Consider the following 18432-nt stretch of genomic DNA (forward strand, 5'->3'; position numbering starts at 1 on the left):
GCTTAAATCCCTTAATACCAATAGATTGGTATGGCATTCGAAGATCTTCTAATTGGTCTCGGAATTGGTCTTCTTGTTGCATTCATTGTCTACTTTGCAATGAACGCGCATCTCAGGCATAGAATCTCTGTTGTTGAGGCCGAGTTCAGGCAGCTCTGGGCTGAACAAGAAGGCAAGCTCCGGCGTGATGTTGCTGACCGTAGTAGGAGAGTTATCAAGGGAAAGATTGCAGAACAGATTGTACCATTGCTCCATGACATTTTCAAGTATGATCCTGCTGATGCCCGTTTTCTAGGGGCTCCAATTGACTACGTGATTTTTGATGGTTATACCCGCGTCAAAGAAGGCCATACTGATGAACCGATTACAGTAGTCCTTGCGGATGTGAAGACTGGCGCAGCGCGACTAAGCCGAACTGAGAAGAAAATTAAAGATGCTGTTGAAGCAGGGCGTGTTCGCTGGGAAACCATTCATCTTGATGTATAGACTACTCGTTAGCCTCGAAAACACTCTTTCATCAAAATTCGGAGTACTGCATCATGTAGCAGATCCTCGTCGGGAATTCCAACAAGAGTCTCGTTGCAGATTCGAATAGTAGGTGCACCTTGTACATGGTTCGCACAGCCACATGAGCAACCTTGTTCTACATCGATTTTAGAAATTACTGCTTCGGGAACTCCATATTTCCGGAACATCTCTGCAACCATGTCATATGCCAGATCGCAAAACGCACATGTCTTGGTAAAGTAGACCGCAACACAGCTGCATAACGCGCATTTCTGTTCGAATGTATCACTGTCTTGTATTTTTAATGTCACGTCCAAAAAAGGCACGGTCCCTTTTCATCAAGTTTTACAACCATATGTTCAATAGGTTATATTACGACCTGTTAATAAGACATGTTCGGATGGATGGGCAATCTCGTATTACGACATGCCTCCTCCTATAACTCTGACAGTTTATCTGTTCACACAAGTAGGATTCAAAAGCGGAAACCTTCCACATCTTCTTTAAAGAGAACTTCGCTTTCATATATCTCCCGCTTCTGAGGTCACCGCATTGAATGAGTCAACAACATTGTTAGATGCACAATCATATTACAACAAGGCGATGCATTATCTTGAGTTTAATGAGCCTCATGCCGCAATTGACTCTCTCCGTACTGCTGTTAAGATCGCCCCTACTTTTGCTGAGGCTTGGCATCTTCTAGGTTCGCTTCTCCAAGACAACGGATCCCCCGACGAGGCACGTTCGTGTTTTGAGAAGGCTGTAGAACTTGATCCGCATGATGCACAACTCTGGCAACGTCTAGGTATCTTTGAGTTCTCGCAGGAGCAATACCGCGCAGCACGAAAGGCACTGAAGAAATATGCAGATCTTGGTGGTGATGATTCAGATACTATGCTTGTGCTTGCGAAAGCAGCCTTCCGACTCAGCGACTGTACTACTGTTCTCTCAGTCACCAAGAAGATTCTTGATTTGGACGAAGAGCAGTATGAGGCTTGGGAGCTTCGCGGAATCTGCCAGGCCCGAAAAGATCAGCTCGATGCGGCAATCATCAGTCTAAATATGGCTCTGGAGATTCATTCCGAGAGCGTCTATGCCATGAATACGGTTGGGGATCTCTGTTACGAGCGGGAAAATTATGAGGGTGCACTCACCTTCTATCGTTCCAGTCTGGCAGTAAAGTGGGAGCAACCCCGGATTCTATTCAGATGTGCTACAAGTCTCTGGATGATCGAACGTTGGCAGGCAGCCATTCCTATGATCGAAGAATACACTGCTCTTGTCCCAGAAGATCCGCGCGGGTGGAATAATCTTGGTGTTATTTATCGTGAAAAAGGCGAGATTAAACGGGCAATTGAACTCTACCATCGAGCACTCGAATTGGATCCAGATTTCGAGATTGCAAAGGCCAACCTCGAGACCGCCAAGAATAAACAGATTGCACTTTGATGATAGATCTGTTCAGTTTCCTCTTTTGAATAGAGTCCTGCATATTTGGATTGAAGATTATTGTTTCTGATTCTTTTTAGTTTTCATAAAAGCTACCGAATAGTTTTGTTTATACACTCTTCGAATAAGCTAACGTACTGGTGAATATAATGTCTGAATCACTTGTTGGAACAATAACTTCTCGTGATATTGCCGTGCTTGGTGATCTGAAATATGGTTTCATTGGAGTTGAGACCGATAATCATCATAGGCTCAAGGTAAAGATCAGTGCCCATACTCACTGGGACGACTTGAATGTTGGTGATCGTGTCCGAGTTGTGGGCACTCTGCTTCAAAAAGATAGGATCTTTACAGCAGAAGAAGTGTCTAAGATCTCATAATATCTTGCATGTTTCATTCTTGCTAACATTGATTGAATCTATTTTCGGACGGGAGTTTCAAAATGCTCCGTCCAATATTTTCTATCTTTTACAAATCATTATTATTGTTGTTCAGTACTGATGTTTGTTGGGTATTCTCTATGAACCGCGATCAATATCATCGGTCTATGTATCTTATTGCTGCAATTTGGAATTGGATACTGGCAGTCACGTTCTTGATCCTACCACGAATTGATATCCATTACTTCTCCCTTGCAGGGGATACTATTCCCCCCACGCTGCTCTGGTTTGATGAGTTCATGGGACTTGTCTTTGCCTTTGGTATCGGCTTCTATCTGATCAGTTGTGATATGAAAAAGAATCATGGCCTTATACAGATCTCAATTTTCGAGAAGGTCTGGGTGTTTGTTATCGGGGTCTCTTATTTCCTTTTGAGCCAAGCCTCACTGCTTCTTGTGCTCATAGTGACTGGTGATCTAATATTTGGACTGCTCTTCCTTGAAGATCTGCTGGCAATTCGAAAACTGGCAGTCTGAACCTGTTCTACGTGATTCGATACTCTTCACTATTGTGCAAATAATGATAATGATAAAATAGGATAAAGGGGAGGTATCCCCTTGATCATTTCAGTGGTACATATTGTGAAGACTTGGTTGCACCGATACCCGGGTTACCGTGTCTTACTGGTTTCATTGGGCTGCTCATTTCCCCAAGAACATGTCCGATCATCTGAGGCAGAATCTTGACGCGGACAAAGTCTTTTCCATTATGAACCGCAATGGTGAGGTCTACCATCTCAGGGAGAATGACCATGTCTCGGCAGTGGGTTTTCACGACCACATCCTTACCTTTGCGTTGGGCCTTGCGCGCTGCACGGAGTTTCATAAGGAGTTTCTTGTGTCTTGGTGGCAGGCCTCTCTTGAGAGTACGTCGTCTGTGTGACGGAAGCAGCTCGATCAAGGAGTCCATATTCATCTTGACAAGTTCATTGAGTGTGTAGCCTCTATACATGGGCTCTCTCTTTGTGGACATGTAATCACCTGAGATGTTATACGGAGTTGGTCATGACCAATTCGTAACACTCCAAGAGCAAAGCGGTCCCAATTTAAGGTTAACGACATGGCCTTTACCAATCGCGTGCACGTGATTTTGGTTTTTGAATGTCTGTTCCCTTTTTCTCAAGCTTGCCTGCCTTTTCGAGAGCATCACGTACCCAAGGCATGGTCCGTGAGAGTGCAGGGTCTCGAATCACTGCCAGACGTGCATATTCGATTGCGGTATCCCAGTTCTCAAGTTCATAATTGATCTCTGCAATGTGCAATAGCGCAAGGGGTAGTCGTTTTCGAATCTCAAGTGCCGCATGAAAACTATCTAGGGCCTCCTCACGCATCCCCAGCTTCCTATAGCAGACCCCTCTATTGAATAGTGGGACAGGATCTTTGGGAGCTATTTGAGCGGCTCGATCAAGCAGTTGGAATGCCTCTTCGGTTTCTGGGCTAGTGATGACCGGGTTCTCTTGAATCTCCAGCAACGCAACGGCAAGTGTGACCATTGCATTACTGTTGTCTGGGTCTTTCTTCAAGACCTCTCGAAGGAGTGGTATGGCATCCTTGGCATTGCCTTCAAGAAGTAGGCCCGCGGCCAGCTTGTATTCTTTACTTTGTCTTCGGAATAGAGGCATTGTCAGTCGTTTCTGTGCAGCATCGGCCATACTCTTAAGTGAATAGGCTTCTGCACCCTTTCACACTAAGACAGGTGAAACGAATATGGGCAAGTTATTTGGCACAAATGGTGTCCGAGGCACTATCAATGACGGTCTCACGCTCGACATGGTTGTACAACTTGGTCGTGCTGTAGGAACGGTGCTTGGCCTCGGAAAGGTCGCATTGGCACGGGACGTTCGATTGGGTGGTGAGATGTATCGTGACGCTATGGTAGCAGGCCTTCTCTCCACAGGTTGTTCCGTTGTAGATATTGGGCTGGCACCTACCCCCTGCTTGCAATTTATGGTCCCCCGTTTGAACTGTGTCTCAGGTGTTATGATCACAGCCTCACATAATCCCCCTGAATTTAATGGTGTAAAAGTAATGGGTGCCGATGGTATAGAGGTGACCCGTGAGGTTGAGGCGCAGATTGAAGAGACCTACTTCTCAAAGCAATTCAGGCTTGCCAACTGGAATGAGGTTGGTACGGTTTCCTATGAAGACGGTGCAATTAGACAGTATATTGATGCGATAAAGACCCATGTCAATGTTGATGCGATCAAGAAACGGAATCTGCGTGTTGTGATAGATGGTGCAAATAGTGTCGGCTCACTTGTCACACCTCTTCTTCTTCGAGAACTTGGTTGTAAGGTCATCTCTCTCAATTGCCAGCTTGATGGTGCCTTTCCTGGGCGTCTTCCAGAACCGACCCCTACTAATTTGGTGAGGCTCAGCGAAACTGTGCGATCTATTGGTGCCGACCTTGGAATCGCTCATGATGGTGATGCTGATCGCGCTACCTTTGTAGACGAAGACGGTCAGATTCTGTGGGGCGACCAATCCTTTGCAATTATTGCCTCACGTATATTGGCCCGGACCCCCGGTTCAGTTCTTGTGACTCCCGTCAGCAGTGGTCGTCTGATCGAAGACGTTGCAAAGAATGCTGGTGCCAAACTTGACTGGACAATGGTCGGAAGCGTAGTTGTCTCACATCGAGTGGTCGAAATCGGAGCAGCTCTTGGTGGTGAAGAGAACGGAGGAGTCTTTTATCCCCCCCATCAGGCAGTACGTGACGGTGCAATGACCGCAGCCCAAATTGTTGAGATCATGGCCACTGAGAACAAGGGTCTCTCCCAACTTGTGAGGGAGCTTCCTGTCTATTATAGTGTAAAAGAAAAAGTCCCTGTTCCCCCAGACAAGAAAGACGTAATTCTTGGAGAGCTTCTCTCTTTGACCAAGGATCAGGAGCGCATCACGCTTGATGGAGTCAAGCTCATCTTCAAGGAAGGCTGGGTTCTCATGCGTCCCTCTGGGACTGAACCACTATGGCGATGTTTCGCTGAGGCACAGGACGAGTCAACTGCTACTTCACTCTGTCAGAAAGGAGTCGAACTCATCAAACAGGCGATACAACACCTAGAGTAATCCCAACAATAATACGGTAAAAAATAAGATAATGAAGTGATGGAGAAAAGGAACCCCCTTCTCTCCATTCTCCCTGTTGTCCAGAATCGAGTCCGGAAAAGATTACTCTTCCTTCTTCTCTTCTTCCTTGTCTTCAACTGCTTCCTCGTCGAAGTCAAAGTCTTCAAGTGGTTCTGGTGCTGGTGTGGTCAGCATTGTCCAGCCAATCCACATTGCAATAATACAGATGAGAACCGCTGCAGCCCAGACTGGAAGGATGATTAAAAACATTGGATCTGGATTGAAGATTTGATTAAGGGGTGTACCCTGCGGAAATGTCGCATTAACCCATGCAACAAGACCATCCTTTGTGAACGGGAGCTGGAGGAGAACCAGACCCCACGTGTAGTAAATGGCTGCTAGCAGCGCTGCGATGAACAGAAGCGCACCAATAAGTTTCTCTTTGCCCATGAAAATCAACTGCCTTCAGTTTTGATGGTATCTGATTCAATTACCATTCTCGCCTGAATAAAAGCGTTGTGTAGTGTTTGCATTATTGACGGTTTAATCTTTCGCTATTGAGATTACGAGATGTAAGTTCTTCTCACAACAGGCTATTTCCATAGTGCTTATTAATACGGTGCAGGGATTCGAATCTTCGTTGATATCCCTTCCCTGGAAGTGAGTCCTATGAAAATCATTGTGCCCGTGAAGCAAGTGCCGGAGGTCGCTGAGGTCAAAGTCGACCCCGAGACTGGAACACTGATTCGGGATGGTGTGCCCAGTATACTCAATCCGTTTGACGAGTATGCTGTCGAGGCAGCCATCCAGCTTAAGGAAAAATTTGGCGGCGAAGTGACAATTATTACAATGGGTCCCCCTCAGGCCAAGGATGCCCTCTACAAGGCCCTTGCCATGGGTGGTGACAAGGCAATCCATCTTACGGACCGTGCCTTTGCAGGGGCTGACACCTGGGCCACTGCATACACATTGGCAGCACAGATCAAGAAGATGGAATACGATCTTGTCATCTGCGGGAAGCAGGCGATTGATGGTGATACTGCACAGGTCGGCCCCGAGATTGCTGAGCTTCTTGGGCTCCCTCAAATCTGTTATGTGCGCCATCTCGAAGTCACTGAGGATGAGAAGTTCGTGATTGCCCATCGTGAGACCGATGAAGGATATGACGTTGTGAAAGCAAAGCTGCCCGTTCTCATCACTGCGACCAAGGGCCTAAACGAGCCGCGACTACCAAATATCATGGGCCTGATGAAGGCCAAGAAGAAGCCCTTCGAGGTTGTTGATGCAGCAACTTTGGGAGTACCTGAAGATGCTATTGGTCTCAAAGGCTCTCCTACCACTGTCCGTAGTATATTCCCACCACCCAAACGTAAGAGTGGAGTGAAACTTGAAGACGTGAGTCCACAGGAAGCAGCCAAGAAGCTGGTTGAATTCCTTGCACAGAAGGGGGCGATCTAAAAATGGGGCTTCTATACGATCGTGATACATGCACTGGCTGCATGCTCTGTATTAAGGTCTGTAATTTTGGTGCTATTGAGAAAGATGGCAACAAGGTCAAGTTCGATCTTGACAAATGTGTTCTCTGTGGCTCTTGTGAGGAGGTCTGTCCGGTCGATGCCATAACTATTGAACGCAAGACTGTTGACAAAGAGGCCCTTGCAGAGTACAAGGATGTCTGGGTCTTCTGCGAGACCCATGAGGGGCGTCTTCGCAGTGTGGCCCGTGAGTTGATCAGCCAAGGGCGAGTACTGGCTGACAAACTGGGTGAACATCTTGTTGCGGTTCTGATCGGCCATGAGATCGAAGGACTGGCCGAGGGTCTCATTCATCAGGGTGCTGACAAGGTCCTTGTGGTTGATGACAAGATCTTTGAGCACTATTCAACTGATGCTTATACAATCGCAATGACCTCTCTTATTGCACCACGCAAACCCGCCGTCGTGTTGTTTGGTGCGACTAACAATGGTCGTGACCTTGCGCCTCGTGTCTCTGCTCGGTTACATCTTGGCCTGACCGCTGACTGTACTGGTCTTGATATTGATGAAGAGCGTCAGCTTGTCCAGACACGCCCCGCCTTCGGTGGTAACATCATGGCCGAGATTCTCTGTCCATATACTCGCCCGCAGATGGCAACAGTCCGGCCTAATGTCTTCAAGCCAACAGACCCCGATCCCTCTCGTACCGGTGAGATTGAAAAGGTCGATATCAAAGTCAGTCCTCTTCAGGTTCGTACGAAAGTACTCGATTCGGTTCGTGAGGTCGTTGAGGGTATGAAACCTGTTGAAGAGGCGGACATTGTAGTCTGTAGTGGACGTGGTATTAAGGACCCATCCAACCTTGATCTGCCACGACAACTGGCTCAGCTTCTTGATGCTGCCGTTGGAGGTTCTCGCCCTATAGTAGATGCTGGTTGGCTTCCTCCCTCCCAACAGGTCGGTCAATCTGGTCGTACCATTTCTCCAAAGCTCTACTTTGCCTTAGGAATCTCTGGAGCAATACAGCATCTGGCTGGGATGTCCAGTTCGGACATTATTGTTGCGGTGAACAAGGATCCAGAGGCCCCCATCTTCGAGATTGCAGACTTTGGTATTGTGGGTGACCTGTTCGAGGTCGTGCCTGCGATCATTGAAGAGATTAAGAAGCTCAAGGCTGAACGATAGTTTTAGTTTCTACTGACCTGCCCAATCTGTTGGCAGGTCATCTTCTCTTTTTCTTTTGTTCCTCTTTGTAATTAGTTCGCGCTTTAAACTGTACAAATACCGAAGATTTATAAGAAACTGTAGAAATGTACATTTATAATCATACATGAGGTACAAAAATGAATGATGATAAAGATGCATTGAAGCACGAACTAGCAGAGATTCGTGAACTCAAAGAGGCATTACGTGAAGAACTTGATGAGATTCGTAGAGAGAAAGAAGAATTGCGTAAGATCCGTGCGGAGTCTGTGCGTAAGCGACGCGATAGTGCACCACGACCACCGCCTGAGGGTCCTCGCCATGGCCCTTCTCCACGACCCCCCCATGAGCGATACCCTCCTAGGCCCTCTCTCCCACGATTACCACGAGGCCGTGAGCATCATCCGCATGGTCGCCAGCCTACAATAATAGATCTCGAGTCCTTAGCAGAGAGTCTCGAAGATATGATGAGTGGTCTTGGAGAGCAAATCCGTGTAGCAATGTCCAGCATTAAACCGATTGATCTTCGTATTCGTGGTCCCTCCATGCGACGAGAAATATCCAAGAGTCGAATCAAGAGTAGGGCTAAGCGACTAAAAAAAGTGGAGTCCATTCCTCCTGATCGGATAGCACGCATTCTTAGCCCCTTGGGAAATGTGGAGCGTCTTCGGATCCTTGATTATCTCAAGGACGGTGCGAAGACGTTCAATGATATCGAGTCCTATATTGGAAAGACCGGGAGCTCATTAACACATCATCTCTCTCCTCTTATCGAGGCGGGATATGTGGTCAAGGGAGCGGTTCGAGGAACGTACTATATTACGGTATCTGGACGGTTGGCATACCGTTTAGCTCAGTGGTTGACCAGTCAGGTCGAACATGAACTGAGCGCCATATTATCTGAAGACGAAGAAGAGATCGTAGATGGCGATGCGCCTGTTGAGGATGAGGATATGCCTGATGAAGATCTTAGCGAGGACGATGAATTTGAACTATCACCCGAATCTGATGAGGAGGATGTCTGGTAAATGAATCTCCAAATTGACAAGTCCATTATGGTGACCACTCGCTCATGTCAACCAATATCAACGGAGAAGGCAGTTGTGGAGTTACAACCCGGCTCTCTCTGGACACGAGTTCTCAGGGCCGATGAGGTCGTCGGAATTATCTTTGCTGGGGCTGCTCATTTTGCAGTTGATGCCATTGCTGAGACCGCCGCTGGAGCTGTAGGTGAATCTGTCACTGATGATCTTGAAGGCTGTCAGCTTCTTCTCGGAGACCTTGACATTGAGGAGGCATCTCGTGAGGCGAGTGACGATGATCTCCGCACAAATGGATTTGAGAGTGCAGCGAACTTTCTTGAAAAAGCAGGAGATATTCTGAAAGATGCAAAGCTCAAGAAGGCAGGGATTCCCTCAGGCCATGGTAGAGTCCTCATTGGCCATACTCTGACCAATTCGAGTCTGGTTCTTGTTGTGAGCAATGACAAACTTGTTCTTGTCTATCGTGATCGCACCTATGTTGTCAGTGATGACACACTCATTGAAGTGCGAAAGAATCGGCTCCGCGTGTATGGGAAACGTGGGCGCGTCTTTGGTCTCTTACGATCTCGGCATGACCACCCGCATCATGAGCACATCATCGATGTTGGTGTTCCTGAGCCCTGGGACGATTGGGACGACTCTGTTTCGGACTGTTGTCCTCCACATATGCCTCCAAGGTATACTCCCCGATTCGACTGGCATCGTGCAACTCATGACTGGGATCCAGACTGGGTTGTCTGAACTGATCTTGGTTGTAGTTGAAGACTATAGAGTGAGTGATACTTGCCGCCGCTGGTCATCAGCTCGGCATGTGTCCCCTCTTCTACTATTTTTCCCGCTTCAAGCACAAGAATCCTGTCAGCCCTAACAATGGTTGATAATCTGTGTGCAATAACGATTGATGTTCGCCCCTTGAGCAATGATTGCATGCCTTTCTGAATGGCATATTCCGTATACACATCCACTGAGCTTGTTGCCTCGTCCAATACAAGGATTCGCGGATCCGCAAGTAGGGCGCGGGCAAAACTGATCAATTGTCGTTCCCCCTCTGAGAGTCGTCCACCGCGTTCACCTACTTGAGTATCAAGGCCATCGTGGAGACCCTCAATGATTGGCAACGCCCCAATCGCCTTGATAGCACTCAAGACCTCCTCGTCAGTTGCCTCGGGCCTGCCATATCTAATGTTGTCTCTGACAGTTCCCATGAAGAGAAATGGCTCTTGCAGGACAAGCCCAATAGTAGAGTGGAGCGACTCTTGTTTCACAGATCTGATATCAATTCCATCAATCTCTATCGAGCCCCTCTGCACATCATAGAACCTATTCAGCAGGCTGACCACGGTCGTCTTCCCCGCCCCTGTGTCACCAACAAGTGCGATGGTTTCGCCCGGCTGAATCTCGAGGTTGAAGTTCTCCAAAATCGGTGTGTCGGGACGATATCCAAACGTCACGTCACGGAATCGAATATGTCCCTTTACGTTTCTCAGTTCAATTGCATCAGGAGCATCTATTACACTTGGTTGTGTATCAATCACATTGAATACACGTTCAGCTCCTGCAAAGGCGCTCTGTACATTGGTGTAGAAGTTGGCGATGACAAGAATGGGTCTGAAGAACTGCTCCGTAAAGCGTATGAATAGCACTAAGGTACCAAGGGTCAGAGTGCCATCCATCAGTCTTGCTCCGCCTGCTAAGAGGATGAGGAAGATTCCGATTCCACTGATGAACCGGATTACCGGAAAGAAGGTGGCTTGAGCCTTTCCCGCCTCAACATTGGCATGATAGTCAATGGTGATTACCTCATCAAACTGAGCAATGTTCTCGGACTCTCTGGTGAAGCTCTTGGTGACTTTGGCTCCAGAGATACTCTCCGCCAGATTGGAGGTGACAGCAGAGATTGTCTTTCTCGTCTGACGATATGCTTCCTTGAGTCGCTTTCTGAAGTATACCGTAGATGCAAGTAGAATTGGAATCACGGTCAGTGTGATCACTGCGAGTTGAGCATCAACTGTAAAGATTACGATGCTAATTGCAACTACAATGAATATCTGCGCGAAAGTACTGATGAGGCCTCCATTCAGTAGTTCGGCCATTCTATCAATATCGTTTGTCAATCGGCTGATGACACGACCGCTGGCGGACTTGTCATAGAAGTCTTGGGACATTATCTGAAGGCGCCTGTAGAGGTCTTGCCGGATGTTGAAGATCGCTCTTTGTCCCATCCCTGCCATAACATAGTTCATGCCATAGCCAGTCAGCCACATGATGATTTGTAGAACCATATAGAACAATGCAGTCTGGGCCAGTGCGTAAAGATCACCGCTTAGAAAGTCTACATCGATTGCGTGCCTTAAGACAAATGGGGCCACAATGCTTACTGCAATGTTAAGGATGACAAGAATGGCCACAGCCGCAAATGCTGCTCGATAGACGAGCAAGTACTTTACCATTCGCCCCATCAGTTGACTATCGGTGTAATCATAAGTACGTGCATCTGGATCATCCTGTCTGTCTAATGATTTACTCATGCTGCTCTCTCCTGTTGCTCTATGTCTTGCTTCGCTGTCAGTTCCATACTCGAGAGAGTATTGTGGATGTCTGCGTAAATGCCTCCAAGAGCGATCAGTTCCTCATGTGAGCCGATCTCTACAACTTTTCCCCGTTCCATGACTACAATGAGATCCGCATTTCGTATTGTGCTCATTCTGTGGGTGATAATGAATGTAGTTCTATTATGAATGAGGTTTTCGAGTGCTTGTTGGATCATCAACTCGGTCTTGGCATCAACTGAACTTGTTGAGTCATCAAGAATCAAGATGCGGGGGTCCGCAAGAATCGCCCTTGCAATTGCTATTCTCTGTCGCTGGCCTCCACTCAGAGATACACCCCGTTCCCCCACGATCGAATCATATCCCTCTGGGAGCGTAGTAATGAAGTCATGAATCATCGCAGCTCGTGCTGCTTGCTCTACCTCCTCATCTGAGGCCTCCGGTTTCGCAAATGCAATATTCTCTCTCACCGTGGTCGAGAAGAGGAATGGCTCTTGATGAACCATTGCGATGTTCTTACGAAGGTCTCTGATTTTGTATGATCGAACATCTATGCCATCTACGAGGACACGTCCACCAGTAACATCATACAGCCTTGGAATAAGATTGACAAGACTACTCTTTCCTGAACCTGTACCTCCAAGCAAAGCTACTACCTGACCCGCTTGCACTTTAAATGACACATTGTTCAGAATCGCCTTGTCCTCATTATATCCAAATGAGACCTCATCAAACTCTACGGTCCCCTCGATGTTATCGGTCTCGATTGCGTCTGGTGCGTCAACTATCATGTCTTTATGATCCAGAATGAAGAATGTTCTCTCTCCTGCTGCCGATGCTCTCTGATACATCCCAATCCCCCAGCTTAGGAATCTGGCTGGTAGGATGAGCATGCCAATCAACGCCACGAAGGCCACGAACTCTCCGTCCGTGAGCGTACCCTTAATGACGGCATTTCCACCAAAGTAGATGAGTGCACCCGTGACAACTCCCAAGAGTGCAGGCAGGAGAGGTTGGTAGAGCGCGGCCAATCTGTATGCTCTGGTTACGATTCGTCGAAACTCCTCATTATGGTGTTCGACTCTCTGGCTCTCCCGTTTACTTGCAGAATATGATTTGACTACCTTGATCCCTACAATATTTTCAGCCAAGACGGAACTCAGTTCCCCGTATTTCTCTCGTGATCGATAGAAGACTGGTCGTACATGTTTTGCAAAGGCCACTCCGAATAAAGCAATTATCGGGAGTGCCCCGAACATGTAGACCGTCAGAGTTGGGCTGATCGACCACATCATGACGTACGTCCCGATTAATGTTGCAATTCCAATGAAGATGACACGGTATCCCCAGACCAAAAACTCCCTCATGGTCGTCACATCGGTCGTCACACGAGCGATCAGTTGGCCACTCTCATTCATGTCGAAAAAGGTCAGGTCCTTGTCCATCAAGGACTCGTAGAGATCTTTTCTTAGCTCATAGATGGCCTGTTGCGCAGATAGGACCGCACCATACCTGCCAAGAATGTCAAATATCATGAAGAATGCCAAGAGGCCCAAATAGAGCCCGGCATAGGCGACTAGCAGAGTGAAGTTGCCAGTAGGTATGACATCATCAATAATTGCCGAGAGCACCTTTGGAGTCATCACATTGAAAATAGTCCCTATTCCTGCGGCCGTAAGAAATCCGACAAAAAGGCGCCTATGTCTTAATGGATATGATGTCAATCGTTGAATATAGCCCATCGTTTTTCTCTCACTCCATCTGGTCTTTTAGGTCTCATTTGCATTGGCTTGCGAGTTCCTCTCCCAATTTTATGCATGACTCGATATCATTCTCGCGTGGATGTTCTTTGACTCTAAGTGGCCGTTCCCCCACAAATTTGCCACCCAGCTCACGCAACTTGGTTGCTACGATCTCTGGAGCCTCACCACTCCAGCCATATGATCCAAATGCAGTCACAGGTAGTCCATTGAGCGGTTCCAGCTCTGCAAGGATCTGTCTTGTCTTCGGTAATGGTCGTTTCATACGAGTGGAAGTTCCTAAAGCAAAAGCACATACTCTATCTACTGTTGTGAACTCTCTGGCCCGAATCATTTCACATTCGCCCCCTGCCTCTTGTACTCCCTTGCAGATGGCCTCGGCCATTGCCTTTGTACGACCAGTGGTGCTCTCAAAAACAATTAATACTTTCATGGTTGGTCGTACAAACTTATCTTCGCCCTGCAAATAATGTTTCTACTGTGGCAGTGATATGGTGCCTCTTCCCGTGACATTTATTGTGCCTGTGGATCATGTCATATCATGCGCGATAAAATAGATGCCAAACAGCTGGCCTCGAAAGTCTGTGAGCGTCTTGAAGCGCACTATGGTACGGCCATCTCGTCACGACGATTGCCTCCAATTGATGAGCTTGTCCTCACGATATTAAGCCAAAACACAACCGATGTAAATGCCGATCGGGCATTTCATAGCCTGAAACAGAGATTCGCCACTTGGGAGCAGATGTTGGATGCTGGGGAGCGGGCTATTGCCGAGGCGATCCGTTCATCAGGATCCTTTAATGTCAAGGCCCACAGAATTGTTGCTGCTCTCGATGAGATCCGGCAACGTGTTGGTAGTCTTGATCTATCACTTCTTGAAGAGATGCCTCTTGATGAAGCAAAGGCTTGGTTGACCTCGCTTCACGGTGTTGGCCCAAAGACGGCAGCGATCGTTCTTCTCTTCTCATTCCATCGGCCTGCGCTTCCAGTTGATACACACGTTTATCGTATCTCAACGCGGTTAGGTCTTATTCCTCCGAAGACCTCGCTCCTGAAGGCTCATGCGCTTCTTGAGGAACTACTCCCTCCAAGTTGCATCTTCTCTTTTAACCACAATCTGGTTCGGCATGGGCGTTCGGTCTGCAAAGCGGTCCGTCCTCACTGTGGTTTTTGTTTTCTCTGTGATCTCTGCAACAGTTGTGCACGCTAGGACTTCTCTAGATTGGTGGCCCACAAAACACCACATTCAAATGTCCGTTTTGAATTATAATCATATGCACGCAAACTGACGCAAATGGTGGTTTACTGATACATGCAGATCCCCATCTTTGAGCCTTCTTCATCAGAGCCTCTTTTGATCATCGGACTCGGAATTGTTCTGGCTTTTGTCGGAGCCATAGTAATGAAGCGTGCAGGTGTGCCCCAAATCCTTGGTTTTATGCTTGCAGGTCTCTTTCTTGGTAGTTTCGGTATTCTAAATGACGAAGTTCGTGAGGCCATGTTTCCAGTTGTGGATCTTGCGCTAGGCCTTATTGGCTACAATATTGGACTCGAAATCAGAAAGGATGTGTTCAGCGGCAAGACACGTCAGATGGGGACTATTCTCATCTTCGAGTCAATTCTCACGTTTGTGGTGGTCTCGTTTCTTACCAATCTGGTTCTGCATAATATTCTCATCGCAATCGTCTTTGGTGCCTTGGCCAGTGCAACAGATCCCGCCTCCACGGTCATGGTCATCTGGGAGAAGAATACAAAGGGGAATCTGACTGAGACCCTGATGTTCGTTCTGGCACTGGATGATGTTGTGGCAATTCTACTTGCCAACATATCGATCTCTTTTGTTGCACTCACATATTCAGGGGCAACGACCTTCATTGAGGCTATTCTTTCTACCCTCCTCAATCTTGGTGTATCCAGTATCTTTGGTGCTGTCTTTGGAGCAGTACTTGTATTCTCAATTGATCGAGAGCGTGAGCGTCGTGATCTGCTCGAGTTCGAACTGGGTCTAATCATTCTTCTAATCGGTTGTATGATTTGGCTGCATCTGAGCGCAATACTTGCCTGTATGGTCTTTGGTTTTGTAGTTGGGAACTACGTGAACAAACAGAAAGAGCCTATCTGTTATACCTTAAAGATAGTCATGTCCCCAGTCGTTATGCTATTCTTTGTGATTGTTGGTGGTTCAATTAATTTCAGTCAGGCATTCAATATCACAGTCCTAGTTCTTGCATTCCTCTATGTTGGTGGTCGTTCAATCGCAAAATATGTTGGTGCTTATACGGGAGCTCGGCTCACAAAAGCACCCGAACTTACCTCCAAATATCTTGGCTATTGTCTTATGTCGCAGGCGGGAATTGCTGTGGGACTCTCACTTGTAGTTGAAAATAGTTTTGGGGCTGGAGGGGCGGCAGAGGCAGGTCTGTTGATTTTGAATGTTGTAATCATGACAACCATGATTTTACAGATAATCGGACCTATTGCTGCTAGTGAGGGATTACGGCGAGCTGGTGAATTTCCAATAATCTGTATTGAAGATTCGATTGAAGTGCCTAGCTCCTCTCAAGTCGATAAATGTGGGAGTTGATTCGATCTCGTAATTTGTTTTTCTCAGCCTGCAGCTGTGTCTGATCTATTGTTGGTTTAAGAATAGACTACATTCGGCAATCAATCTTCTACTAGATATATCCTTCGATTCTTGTTGTAGTTCAAAATATTTCTTCGTATAGCGCCTTATCTTGTACCTTTCCTTAGCAAGTAGATAATCTAATCAACACGTTCAAAAGCGAGATGTTTCTTCAATCGCATATCAATACAAAATCTGGTGGTATTCGAATGCAGATCCCCATCTTTGAGCCAACCTCATCAGAGCCACTGTTGATAATCGGTCTAGGGATAGTACTGGCCTTCGCAGGTGCTATTGCCATGAAGCGTGCAGGAGTCCCTCAAATCCTCGGTTTTATGCTTGCAGGTCTCCTTCTTGGTGGTCTTGGTATTTTGAATGATGAAATCCGTGGGGCCATGTTTCCAATAGTGGATCTCGCTCTTGGACTCATTGGGTATAATATTGGGCTCGAGATCAGAAAAGATGTCTTTCGAGGTCGGCTTCGTCAGATGGGGACCATTCTCATTTTTGAATCAATTCTCACATTTGTTGTCGTGGCTTTCCTTACCAATCTTGTTTTAAATAATATTATTGTTGCAATCGTCTTTGGTGCCTTGGCCAGTGCAACAGATCCCGCCTCCACGGTTATGGTCATCTGGGAACGCAATGCAAAGGGGAATCTGACTGAGACCCTGATGTTTGTTCTGGCACTGGATGATGTCATTGCTATTTTATTGGCAAATATCTCCATCTCATTCGCGGCCATCGCCTATGCTGGTACCTCGACTATAGGTGAGGCGCTATTCGTAACACTTCTTGATCTTGGGCTCTCCGGTGTTGTTGGGGGTCTCTTTGGTGCTGGCATGGTCTATTTTATCAATCGCGAGCCGAATAGAAGCAAGCTCCTCGAGTTCGAACTTGGGTTGATCATACTCCTTGTGGGACTTATGACATGGTTACACTTGAGCGCTATCCTTGCATGCATGGTCTTTGGATTTATCGTTGGGAACTATGTTGATTCGAAAAAGGAGCCCGTCTGTCATACACTCAAAGTCATTATGTCCCCAGTAGTTATGCTCTTTTTCGTAATTGTAGGTGCATCCATAAACTTGTCACAGGCCCTTAACATCACGGTCATTGTCATTGCCCTTCTCTACGTGGGAGGCCGCTCACTGGCAAAATACGTAGGTGCCTATACTGGAGCCCGCATTACAAAGACTCCCCTGCTCACGTCCAGATTTCTGGGCTTTTGCCTTATGTCGCAGGCTGGCGTTGCTGTTGGGCTCTCCCTTATCGTTGAAGAAAAATTTGGGGCTGTTGGTGCAGCTCAGGCCGGGTTGCTCATCTTGAATGTAGTGATCATCACTACGATGCTTCTACAAATCATTGGTCCTATTGCGGCTAGCGAAGGATTACGGCGAGCTGGTGAATTTCCAGCCGACATCGACGGCGGTCTACAAGTGAGTGATTCGCTTGCATCCGATAGTGCATGTCTCAACGATCCCACCCCATCTACTGATGTTCGACGACCTCCCGATGGTACGTGATATTTTTTATCACTGGTAGACATAACGATACCATGACATCCACAGAGTGTATACGTGATAAATCATGAACCATCCGATGTAAAATCATTAGCCAAAATGGTACCTGTGCAATGGGCTACAGAGTGGGGGACGAATTTACCATCACCGAGTCTGGTATTGACGGCAAGGTGTGCATAAGCGCGCTCTATTCGCTTCTTCCCAAGGCTTTTGCCATGATGTTCAATGCACGATTTCCCTGGCTTGATGATCAATGTAGTGTCACACACGCTTGTCCCGATGCGAATAATCCTGTCGTATTCGAACTACATCGTGTTGAGGTGTCCTGATCAGTATGTATAGTTAGTGAAACGGTTTCGCTTACTTTCAGCATCCGTTTCTTCGACATCGCATGTAGCAGTGGCATCCACCATCGCCGTGTCATCTCCAAAGGCCTCTTTCATGTCCTCAAGAATCGCATCATTCTCAGGACGATTTGTCATTATGGTGAGAGTTCGTCCATACCAGCCACAGTCGATGCAATAGTATGCTGGTTGTAACGAACCAAGGTATCCGAGATCATAGTATGAGGTGATTAGAACAAGTCGTGGGCTCTTGCAAACCGGGCATATTGGTATGTCCGCATCAATCCCTTTCTTGCGAAGTTTATCTAATTCATGTTTTACAAGTTCTAATCTTCTGAGTTCTTGAAGTTGCCTTTTTGTCAGTTGGCCTGTCACTCTCTGTGACATATGTCATATCTCCTAGGTCGGGATTCACTATTATGAACGGCGGCCATTTATTGTTCTTCGG

The 18432-nt window shown here is 47.1% G+C and carries 21 protein-coding genes; 13 read left to right on the forward strand and 8 right to left on the reverse strand.

The window, feature by feature from the left end:
• Positions 1–30: 30 nt before the first annotated feature.
• Positions 31–486: an endonuclease gene (locus tag K9W43_01385; GenBank protein MCF2135867.1), complete on the forward strand. Its 456-nt coding sequence runs from the start codon at positions 31–33 to the stop codon at positions 484–486.
• An 8-nt stretch (positions 487–494) separates the two neighbouring features.
• Here the strand turns inward: K9W43_01385 and K9W43_01390 are convergent, their stop codons facing one another.
• A complete protein-coding gene (locus K9W43_01390) occupies positions 495–818 on the reverse strand; it encodes a hypothetical protein (protein MCF2135868.1) in 324 nt (107 codons plus the stop codon).
• Positions 819–1059: 241 nt separating this feature from the next.
• Here K9W43_01390 and K9W43_01395 point away from each other — a divergent pair, with 241 nt between their 5' ends.
• From K9W43_01395 to K9W43_01405, 3 genes are all read left to right on the forward strand, one after another.
• Complete coding sequence (locus K9W43_01395) at positions 1060–1956, forward strand: tetratricopeptide repeat protein (protein ID MCF2135869.1); 897 nt, start codon at positions 1060–1062, stop codon at positions 1954–1956.
• Between the two features lie 149 nt (positions 1957–2105).
• A complete protein-coding gene (locus K9W43_01400; GenBank protein ID MCF2135870.1) occupies positions 2106–2336 on the forward strand; it encodes a hypothetical protein in 231 nt (76 codons plus the stop codon).
• A gap of 140 nt (positions 2337–2476) precedes the next feature.
• Positions 2477–2872, forward strand: coding sequence for a hypothetical protein (locus tag K9W43_01405; GenBank protein MCF2135871.1), 396 nt, complete (start codon positions 2477–2479; stop codon positions 2870–2872).
• Between the two features lie 85 nt (positions 2873–2957).
• Here the strand turns inward: K9W43_01405 and K9W43_01410 are convergent, their stop codons facing one another.
• Entirely contained in the window at positions 2958–3368 is a 411-nt protein-coding gene (locus K9W43_01410; GenBank protein MCF2135872.1) for a 30S ribosomal protein S19, read from the reverse strand.
• Positions 3369–3462: 94 nt separating this feature from the next.
• Entirely contained in the window at positions 3463–4047 is a 585-nt protein-coding gene (locus tag K9W43_01415) for a tetratricopeptide repeat protein (protein MCF2135873.1), read from the reverse strand.
• A gap of 55 nt (positions 4048–4102) precedes the next feature.
• Here K9W43_01415 and glmM point away from each other — a divergent pair, with 55 nt between their 5' ends.
• Positions 4103–5464, forward strand: coding sequence for a phosphoglucosamine mutase (glmM, locus tag K9W43_01420; GenBank protein MCF2135874.1), 1362 nt, complete (start codon positions 4103–4105; stop codon positions 5462–5464).
• Positions 5465–5566: 102 nt separating this feature from the next.
• Here glmM and K9W43_01425 read toward each other — a convergent pair whose 3' ends face one another.
• Positions 5567–5914, reverse strand: a complete 348-nt coding sequence (locus K9W43_01425; protein ID MCF2135875.1) for a hypothetical protein — start codon at positions 5912–5914, stop codon at positions 5567–5569.
• 219 nt (positions 5915–6133) lie between these two features.
• On the opposite strand from K9W43_01425, the gene K9W43_01430 reads away from it, so the two are divergent.
• The 4 genes from K9W43_01430 to K9W43_01445 all read left to right on the forward strand — a co-directional run bounded on the left by K9W43_01430 (position 6134) and on the right by K9W43_01445 (position 9926).
• Positions 6134–6922: an electron transfer flavoprotein subunit beta/FixA family protein gene (locus tag K9W43_01430; GenBank protein ID MCF2135876.1), complete on the forward strand. Its 789-nt coding sequence runs from the start codon at positions 6134–6136 to the stop codon at positions 6920–6922.
• 2 nt (positions 6923–6924) lie between these two features.
• On the forward strand, positions 6925–8124 hold the full coding sequence (locus K9W43_01435; GenBank protein ID MCF2135877.1) for an electron transfer flavoprotein subunit alpha: 1200 nt from the start codon (positions 6925–6927) through the stop codon (positions 8122–8124).
• Positions 8125–8282: 158 nt separating this feature from the next.
• Entirely contained in the window at positions 8283–9170 is an 888-nt protein-coding gene (locus K9W43_01440) for an ArsR family transcriptional regulator (GenBank protein MCF2135878.1), read from the forward strand.
• On the forward strand, positions 9171–9926 hold the full coding sequence (locus tag K9W43_01445) for a hypothetical protein (GenBank protein ID MCF2135879.1): 756 nt from the start codon (positions 9171–9173) through the stop codon (positions 9924–9926). It begins immediately after the preceding gene.
• Here K9W43_01445 and K9W43_01450 read toward each other — a convergent pair.
• Genes K9W43_01450 through K9W43_01460 form a run of 3 tightly spaced genes read right to left on the reverse strand, consistent with a single transcriptional unit; the run spans position 9896 to position 13927 of the window.
• The gene (locus tag K9W43_01450) at positions 9896–11713 is read right to left on the reverse strand and encodes an ABC transporter ATP-binding protein/permease (protein ID MCF2135880.1); all 1818 of its coding nucleotides are present in this window, start codon (positions 11711–11713) and stop codon (positions 9896–9898) included. The genes K9W43_01445 and K9W43_01450 overlap by 31 nt on opposite strands.
• On the reverse strand, positions 11710–13476 hold the full coding sequence (locus tag K9W43_01455; protein MCF2135881.1) for an ABC transporter ATP-binding protein/permease: 1767 nt from the start codon (positions 13474–13476) through the stop codon (positions 11710–11712). The genes K9W43_01450 and K9W43_01455 overlap by 4 nt, the downstream gene beginning before the upstream one ends.
• A 34-nt stretch (positions 13477–13510) precedes the next feature.
• Positions 13511–13927: a flavodoxin domain-containing protein gene (locus K9W43_01460; protein MCF2135882.1), complete on the reverse strand. Its 417-nt coding sequence runs from the start codon at positions 13925–13927 to the stop codon at positions 13511–13513.
• A 108-nt stretch (positions 13928–14035) separates the two neighbouring features.
• Here K9W43_01460 and K9W43_01465 point away from each other — a divergent pair, with 108 nt between their 5' ends.
• From K9W43_01465 to K9W43_01480, 4 genes are all read left to right on the forward strand, one after another.
• Positions 14036–14704, forward strand: a complete 669-nt coding sequence (locus K9W43_01465; protein ID MCF2135883.1) for an endonuclease III — start codon at positions 14036–14038, stop codon at positions 14702–14704.
• A gap of 102 nt (positions 14705–14806) precedes the next feature.
• Complete coding sequence (locus K9W43_01470) at positions 14807–16078, forward strand: cation:proton antiporter (GenBank protein ID MCF2135884.1); 1272 nt, start codon at positions 14807–14809, stop codon at positions 16076–16078.
• A gap of 248 nt (positions 16079–16326) precedes the next feature.
• Entirely contained in the window at positions 16327–17643 is a 1317-nt protein-coding gene (locus K9W43_01475; GenBank protein MCF2135885.1) for a cation:proton antiporter, read from the forward strand.
• A gap of 86 nt (positions 17644–17729) precedes the next feature.
• Entirely contained in the window at positions 17730–17969 is a 240-nt protein-coding gene (locus K9W43_01480) for a TIGR04076 family protein (GenBank protein ID MCF2135886.1), read from the forward strand.
• Here K9W43_01480 and K9W43_01485 read toward each other — a convergent pair whose 3' ends face one another.
• Positions 17970–18371: a hypothetical protein gene (locus tag K9W43_01485; protein ID MCF2135887.1), complete on the reverse strand. Its 402-nt coding sequence runs from the start codon at positions 18369–18371 to the stop codon at positions 17970–17972.
• Between the last annotated feature and the right edge of the window lie 61 nt (positions 18372–18432).

The sequence above is a fragment of the Candidatus Thorarchaeota archaeon genome (assembly GCA_021498125.1).
In the GTDB taxonomy this organism is placed as follows: domain Archaea; phylum Asgardarchaeota; class Thorarchaeia; order Thorarchaeales; family Thorarchaeaceae; genus B65-G9.

Coding starts and splice junctions, on each gene's coding strand:
- K9W43_01385 (MCF2135867.1), top strand. CDS start 31: ATGGCATTCGAAGATCTTCTAATTGGTCTCGGAATTGGTCTTCTTGTT.
- K9W43_01400 (MCF2135870.1), top strand. CDS start 2,106: ATGTCTGAATCACTTGTTGGAACAATAACTTCTCGTGATATTGCCGTG.
- K9W43_01405 (MCF2135871.1), top strand. CDS start 2,477: ATGAACCGCGATCAATATCATCGGTCTATGTATCTTATTGCTGCAATT.
- K9W43_01410 (MCF2135872.1), bottom strand. CDS start 3,368: ATGTCCACAAAGAGAGAGCCCATGTATAGAGGCTACACACTCAATGAA.
- K9W43_01415 (MCF2135873.1), bottom strand. CDS start 4,047: ATGGCCGATGCTGCACAGAAACGACTGACAATGCCTCTATTCCGAAGA.
- glmM (MCF2135874.1), top strand. CDS start 4,103: ATGGGCAAGTTATTTGGCACAAATGGTGTCCGAGGCACTATCAATGAC.
- K9W43_01425 (MCF2135875.1), bottom strand. CDS start 5,914: ATGGGCAAAGAGAAACTTATTGGTGCGCTTCTGTTCATCGCAGCGCTG.
- K9W43_01430 (MCF2135876.1), top strand. CDS start 6,134: ATGAAAATCATTGTGCCCGTGAAGCAAGTGCCGGAGGTCGCTGAGGTC.
- K9W43_01435 (MCF2135877.1), top strand. CDS start 6,925: ATGGGGCTTCTATACGATCGTGATACATGCACTGGCTGCATGCTCTGT.
- K9W43_01440 (MCF2135878.1), top strand. CDS start 8,283: ATGAATGATGATAAAGATGCATTGAAGCACGAACTAGCAGAGATTCGT.
- K9W43_01445 (MCF2135879.1), top strand. CDS start 9,171: ATGAATCTCCAAATTGACAAGTCCATTATGGTGACCACTCGCTCATGT.
- K9W43_01450 (MCF2135880.1), bottom strand. CDS start 11,713: ATGAGTAAATCATTAGACAGACAGGATGATCCAGATGCACGTACTTAT.
- K9W43_01455 (MCF2135881.1), bottom strand. CDS start 13,476: ATGGGCTATATTCAACGATTGACATCATATCCATTAAGACATAGGCGC.
- K9W43_01460 (MCF2135882.1), bottom strand. CDS start 13,927: ATGAAAGTATTAATTGTTTTTGAGAGCACCACTGGTCGTACAAAGGCA.
- K9W43_01465 (MCF2135883.1), top strand. CDS start 14,036: ATGCGCGATAAAATAGATGCCAAACAGCTGGCCTCGAAAGTCTGTGAG.
- K9W43_01470 (MCF2135884.1), top strand. CDS start 14,807: ATGCAGATCCCCATCTTTGAGCCTTCTTCATCAGAGCCTCTTTTGATC.
- K9W43_01475 (MCF2135885.1), top strand. CDS start 16,327: ATGCAGATCCCCATCTTTGAGCCAACCTCATCAGAGCCACTGTTGATA.
- K9W43_01485 (MCF2135887.1), bottom strand. CDS start 18,371: ATGTCACAGAGAGTGACAGGCCAACTGACAAAAAGGCAACTTCAAGAA.